The 1,793-nt window shown below is 69.4% G+C and carries 1 protein-coding gene; it reads left to right on the forward strand.

Annotated elements, in window-relative coordinates:
* Nucleotides 1-95: 95 nt before the first annotated feature.
* Nucleotides 96-1,781: an IS1182 family transposase gene (locus AC51EU_RS30170; protein ID WP_496270273.1), complete on the forward strand. Its 1,686-nt coding sequence runs from the start codon at nt 96-98 to the stop codon at nt 1,779-1,781.
* Nucleotides 1,782-1,793: the final 12 nt, after the last annotated feature.

A 1,793-nucleotide genomic window follows, 5' to 3' on the forward strand; every position in this document is an offset into this window, starting at 1 on the left:
GACGCTGTTGGTTTATTCGGCCCCTCGCGTGACGTCGGTCCCCATGACCCGGTTGTGGTCATGGGGACCGACGTTGTTGTGTGGGGTGGGTGTCGATGTCGATGCAGCCGAAGGGGCCGGGAGAGATTCCGGCGGAGACGGTTCGGGTGGCCTGGGCTGCGTTCCCGAAGGGGAGCCTGGCGATTCGGGTCCGGGACGAGCTGGGGCCGGTGTTCCGCGACGAGGACTTCTCGGATCTGTTCGCCTCACGAGGCCGGCCCGCCTGGTCACCGGCCGGGCTGGCGCTGGTGTCGGTGCTCCAGTTCGTGGAGGGGCTGACCGACCGCCAGGCCGCGGAGGCGGTCCGGGCCAGGATCGACTTCAAGTACGCACTCGGGCTCCCACTCGACGATCCCGGCTTCGACTTCTCGGTGTTGTCGGAGTTCCGGGACCGTTTGGCCGGGGCGGACGGTGGGCGGCGGGTGCTGGATGCTGTGCTGGCCGCCGCCCGGGAAAAGGGGCTGCTCAAGAGCGCGGGCCGGGCCCGCACGGACGCCACGCATGTGCTGTCGGCGGCCCGTGATCTGTGCTGGCTGGAGCAGATGGCCGAGACACTGCGGGCGGCGTTGAACGCGCTCGCTCAGGCCGCTCCGGAATGGCTGTCCGAGACCGCGGAGCCGGACTGGTTCAGGCATTACGCCACCCGGGCTGAGGACTCCCGGTTCCCCAAGGCCCGCGCGAAGCGGGACGAGGTGGGTCTGCGGATCGGGCGGGACGGGACACACCTGCTGCAAGCCGTCTTCGGTGCGGGCGCTCCTGCGGCACTCCGCTCGCTGGATGAGGTCGAGGTTCTGCGTCAGGTCTGGGTCCAGCACTTCCACCGGGTGGACGGCGAGGTGACGCGGCGGGGCCCAAAAGACCGGCCGCCGGGCGCGACGCGCCTGGTCAACCCCTATGACCCCGACGCCCGTGTCGGCGTCAAACGAGACACCATGTGGGACGGATACAAGGTCCATCTCACCGAGACCTGCGGCGAGAGTGACGTCCCGAACCTGGTCACCAACGTGGCCACCACGGTGGCGACGGTCGCGGACAACGCGATGAACGAGGAGATCCACGACTCGCTCGCGGCCCGCGACTGCCTGCCCGCCGAGCACTGGGTGGATGCCGGATATCCCACCGCCGCCCATGTCCTTGCCGCCCGTGGCCGCCACGGTGTCGAGCTGCACGGGCCCCTGGTCAAGAACACCTCGTCCCAGGCCAAGGGCCCTTTCACGCTGGACGCGTTCACCATCGACTGGGAAAACCGGCAGGTGACCTGCCCCGGCGGTGTCACCGCCGCGAACTGGTACTCCCGCAATGATTCGAAGGGCCTGCCGGTCATCCAGGTGAAGTTCCCGGTCAGCCGCTGCGGCCTCTGTCCCCACCTGCGGGACTGCGTCAGCTCCGCCACCGGCCGCCGCCGGGAACTCATGCTGCGGCAACAGCAGACCGAGCACGACGCCATCCGCAGTATCCGCACCGAGCAGCAGACCGACGCCTGGAAAGAGCGATACAAGGTCCGGGCCGGCGTCGAAGGCACCATCTCCCAAGCAGTCGGGCGCTGCGGTCTGCGCAGATCCCGCTACCGGGGCCTGGCGAAAACCAGCCTCCAGCACCAGCTCACCGGGGCCGCGGTCAACCTCGCCCGCATCGACGCCCACCTCACCGGCACACCACGGGCCCGCACCCGCACCAGCCACTTCGCAGCACTGTGCCCCGCCGAGCTGACGCTCGACGGGGCACAAGCAGGGGCCGAATAAACCAACAGCGTC

The sequence above is a fragment of the Candidatus Streptomyces philanthi genome (assembly GCF_059553635.1).